This window comes from Actinosynnema sp. (assembly GCF_052038725.1).
In genome coordinates, this window is the sequence record NZ_JBQGCX010000828.1 from 1 (window position 1) to 4,049 (window position 4,049).

General features: G+C 74.7%; 4 protein-coding genes. All 4 read right to left on the reverse strand.

From position 1 onward, the window contains the following. Window positions 1-86: 86 nt before the first annotated feature. Window positions 87-1,325 carry a Gfo/Idh/MocA family protein gene (locus tag ACTUAL_RS17020; RefSeq protein WP_440900958.1) on the reverse strand — a complete coding sequence of 413 codons (1,239 nt, stop codon included), beginning with the start codon at window positions 1,323-1,325 and terminating at the stop codon, window positions 87-89. Then, window positions 1,322-2,059, reverse strand: coding sequence for a sugar phosphate isomerase/epimerase family protein (locus ACTUAL_RS17025; protein WP_096493571.1), 738 nt, complete (start codon window positions 2,057-2,059; stop codon window positions 1,322-1,324). The genes ACTUAL_RS17020 and ACTUAL_RS17025 overlap by 4 nt, the downstream gene beginning before the upstream one ends. 314 nt (window positions 2,060-2,373) lie before the next feature. After that, window positions 2,374-3,231: a hypothetical protein gene (locus ACTUAL_RS17030; protein ID WP_096493569.1), complete on the reverse strand. Its 858-nt coding sequence runs from the start codon at window positions 3,229-3,231 to the stop codon at window positions 2,374-2,376. Between the two features lie 156 nt (window positions 3,232-3,387). Further along, on the reverse strand, window positions 3,388-4,049 hold a 662-nt coding region (locus ACTUAL_RS17035), incomplete at its 5' end, for an alpha/beta hydrolase (protein ID WP_440900959.1).

Here is a 4,049-nt window from a genome sequence, read left to right on the forward strand (position 1 = left end):
CTGCGGCGGTCTGCGGGACGGCGTGGAGCCCAAGAGTGCCGCTCTGGTGCTCATCGCGCTGATGGACGGCCTGCAGGTGCAGTGGCTCACCTCGCCGGAGGACGTCGACCTGGTCGGCGTGCTGCGCGCCCACCTGAGCACGGTCCTGGTCGACCCGCTCGACTGACGCGCGGAACCCGGCCGCGCACCCGAGAGCGCCCCGCCGGGTTGCGCGAACCCCCCCCACAGAGGGTCGCCGCGTACGGGTCCCAGTCCTCGGGGAGGGTGGGCGGCACGGCGAACGTGCTGGCGACCTCCACCGTGCGGCCGGACTCGACCGACTCGGCGATCGCGAGCATCGCGTCCAGCACGTGCGCGGCCAGCTCGCCGGAGGCCCGCTCCGGCACACCCGCGCGGATGGCCCGCGCCAGCTCCAGCGCGCCCGTCCCCCGGCCGGCCAGCGCGCCGACCGGTTCCAGGTCCTCCTTCTCCGCGCCCGGCACGTGCAGCGCGGTGACGCCGTCGAACCGGTTCGGGTCGGGCAGCACCAGGGTGCCCGCCGTGCCGCTGACCTCGACGAACCCGGTGCGCACGAGCGCGGAGTCGAAGCTGAGCACGAGCTGCGCGCTGCCGCCGCCCTCGAAGGACACCAGCGCGGACACCGACGTCGGGACGGTCACCTCGAACTCGGTGCCCGCCCTCGGGCCGGAGCCGATCACGCGGGTCTCGCGCGCCCGGCCGCCCGCCGCCGTGACGTGGTCGATCGGGCCGAACACGGTGGCCAGCGAGGTCAGGTAGTATGGCCCCATGTCCAGCAGCGGGCCGCCGCCGGTCTGGAACAGGAACTCCGGGGCCGGGTGCCAGCTCTCCGGGCCCGGCGTCTGGAACAGGGCGAGCGCGGAGCGCGGCTGGCCGATGCGACCGGCGTCGATGGCGCGGCGCGCGGTCTGCAGGCCGGGGCCGAGGACGGTGTCGGGCGCGCAGGCCACCCGCAGCCCGGCGTCGCGGGCCTTGGCCAGCAGCAGCTCGGCGCTGCCCCGGTCCAGGCCCAGGGGCTTCTCGGACCAGACGTGCTTGCCCGCGTCCAGCGCGGCCATGCCGACGGGGACGTGCGCGGCGGGGATGGTCAGGTTGACGACCAGCTCCACCTCGGAGTCGGCGAGCAGCTGCTCGACGGTGCCGGAGCGCTCGACGCCGTGCTTGGCGGCCTGGGCGGCGGCGCGCTCGGGGTCGAGGTCGGCGACCGCGACGACGCGGGTGTCGGCGAACGCGGTCAGGTTCTCCAGGTAGGTGTCGCTGATGGTGCCCGCGCCGATGACGCCGACGCCGACGGGTCCGGTGCTCACTTGGCGTCCTCCAGGGTGAGCAGGAACGCGCGGCTGGCGGCGATGCCCTCGAACAGGTCGCCGCTGTAGGCGTCGAACTCGACCACGCGCAGGGCGTTCGGGGCGGAGGCGAGCACGTCGGCCACGGGCACGCTGCCCTGGCCTGCGGGGACCTGGCCGGTGGCGTCGGTGGCCAGGCCGCCGTCCTTGACGTGCAGGGCGACGACGCGCTCGCCGAGGCGGCGCAGCAGGGCCGGGGCGTCCTCGCCACCGGCGGCGGCCCAGTAGGTGTCGACCTCCAGGACCACGTCGGGGGTCAGGTGGTCGGTCAGGACCTCCAGCGCGGCGCGGCCGTCGACGCGGTTGGCCAGCTCCCACCAGTGGTTGTGGTAGCCGACGGTGAGGCCGTGGCCCTTGGCGGCCTCGGCGGCGGCGTTGAGCGCGTCGGCGGTGGCGGCGATGTCGCCCGCGTCGCGCCACTTCTCGTCGGCGATGAACGGGTCGATGAGGGTGGTCACGCCCAGCTCGGCGGCGGCGTCGAAGACCGGGTTCAGCTCCGCGCCGACGAGGCTGACGTGCGTGGTCGGGGCGGACAGCCCGTGCTGGCGCAGGGCGCGCAGGGCGGAGGCGTTCTCCACCAGCTTGAAGGGCTCCACGTTGGTGAAGCCGATCTCGGCGAGCTTGGCGAGGGTGGCCGACGGGTCTTCGGCGAAGGCGTCGCGCACCGAGTAGAGCTGGACGGAAAGCGTGCTCATCTTCGAGCTCCTGACCTGTGGAGTGGCATATGGGAGCGCTCCCATAGCGTTTTCTACCAGGCGGTCGAAATTGATGCCAGTAGTTTGGCCGGACCAACCCGTGCGGCCGACCGGCCGGGACCGGATGTCGCAGCGGGGACCCACCGGGACGAGGCGCGCGGACGCGCGGTTGCTCCGGATGACCGAAGCGGTCGGCGGGGCGGTGGGCGCGTCCGGGGTGGGCGGACGCGCCGGAGCACTCCCCTCCGGCCGCGCTCGCCGCCCTCCCCGCCCACCTGACCGGAGCACCCGACCAGGTGGGCGCGCCCGACCGCCTAGCTGTCCGCCAGGTCCTCGAGCCCCGCCCGGTCCAGGACCTGCAAGCGCTGGTCCTGCCCCGTTCCGCTGCGCTTCACCAGGCCCTTGCGCTCCAGGTGCCCCAGGGTCTTGCGGAGCTTCTCCGTCACCAGCGAGCCCTTGCCCTTCGCCGCGAACTCGCCCTTCTCCTCCGTGCCCAGGATCGGCGACACGGCCTTCTTCCACGGCCCCACCAGCGCCGCCCGCGGCACCGACGGGGCGTCGCCCGCGACGTCCAGGACGATCTCCGCGAGCACCCGGCCCAGGTCGTCCTGGCCCGACGTGTGCCGCTTGACCAGCTCCTCCACCGTGCTGCGCCCCTCGCCCTCCTTGGTGCTGGGCACGTCCAGCGCGGACAGGCGGTCCCACAGGGCCTCGTCGGCCGCCGTGGGCTTCAGGCCGTCGGACAGGACCGCCTCGCGGTGCGCGGCCACCGCGCCGCCCAGCGCGAGGACCAGGTTGAGCAGCTCGTCGCGCACGTCGTCGCCGCGCAGCCTGCGCGCCGCCGGGGCGATCAGCCGGTGGTGCTCGCGGACGAGCGCCTCGAAGTTGATCGTCTTCTGCACGCGCTCGGCCTCCTCGGCCGTCTCGCGCTGGTACTCCTCCTGGCTGATCTCGCCGTCGCGCGCCCTCGCCCTGGTCTTCGCCCGCGACGCCGACCGGTGCGCCCGCGCCACCGCGATGCGGTCCAGGATGGCCCGCAGCACCCGGTCGGTCTGCTCGACGTTGGTCTCCAGCGCCAGCAGCCGCCACGCCTCGGCGTCACGACTGCGCAGCGCGGCGTTGACGTACTGGTAGGCGGCCTGGTCGTCGTCCGGGCCGTAGGGCAGCGTCACGTGCGGGTCCTCAGGGTGCTCACGGGGGCGGTCGGTCCGCCGGGGTCCTGGGACATGGGTGCCTGGGTGGTGTTCGGCGCGCCCTGGGGGGGCACCGTAACGCGGCCGGGGGCCGCCCAGGCGCGAACGCCGGGACGGTCCCCCTGGTGAGCGGGGTCAGGAGGTGAACGGGTTCGGCGCGTCGTTGCCGCAGCGGGCGCCCGCCGCCGGGAACGCCCCGCTGACCAGGTAGTCCAGCTTCACCCGCTCGGCGCAGGTGCTGGGGGACAGCATGGTCGAGTGGCCGTGGCCCTCGGTGACGAAGACCCGCGTCCGCGCGAGCTGGGAGGCGCCCGCCCGCGCGCCCGCGAGCGGGGTGGCCGGGTCGTAGCGGTTGTTGATCACCAGGATCTCCGCCGAGGTCCAGCGGTTCCACGGGCCGGTGTAGCGGTTCGCGTCGCGGGCGGGCCAGTGCGCGCAGCTCATCATGTCCAGCACGCCGATCCGGCCGAAGTGCGGCACCCGCCGGTCCTCCGACGCGGCGTGCGCGCGGTACACCGACTCGTCGGTCGGGAAGTCGCTGTCCACGCACTGGATCGCGTTGAACGCCTCGGTGCGGTTCGACGTGTACAGCTCGCGCGGGGCGGCGGTGGCGGTGGCCGCGCGCGCGGCGGCGGATTCGGCCTGCACCGCCTCGTGGAGGCTCTGGAGCAGCGCGGCGATGTCCGGCCAGCCGCTGAGCGCCGACAGGTCGCCCGCCGTGGTGAAGATCGCCGACCGGGTCCACGTCTGCGGTCCGTCCTCGCCCCGGACGGTGATGGGGCCGCGCTCGGCGCGCG

Excerpts from the sequence above, each read along its gene's own strand:
- ACTUAL_RS17025 (WP_096493571.1), bottom strand. The coding sequence starts at position 2,059 with ATGAGCACGCTTTCCGTCCAGCTCTACTCGGTGCGCGACGCCTTCGCC.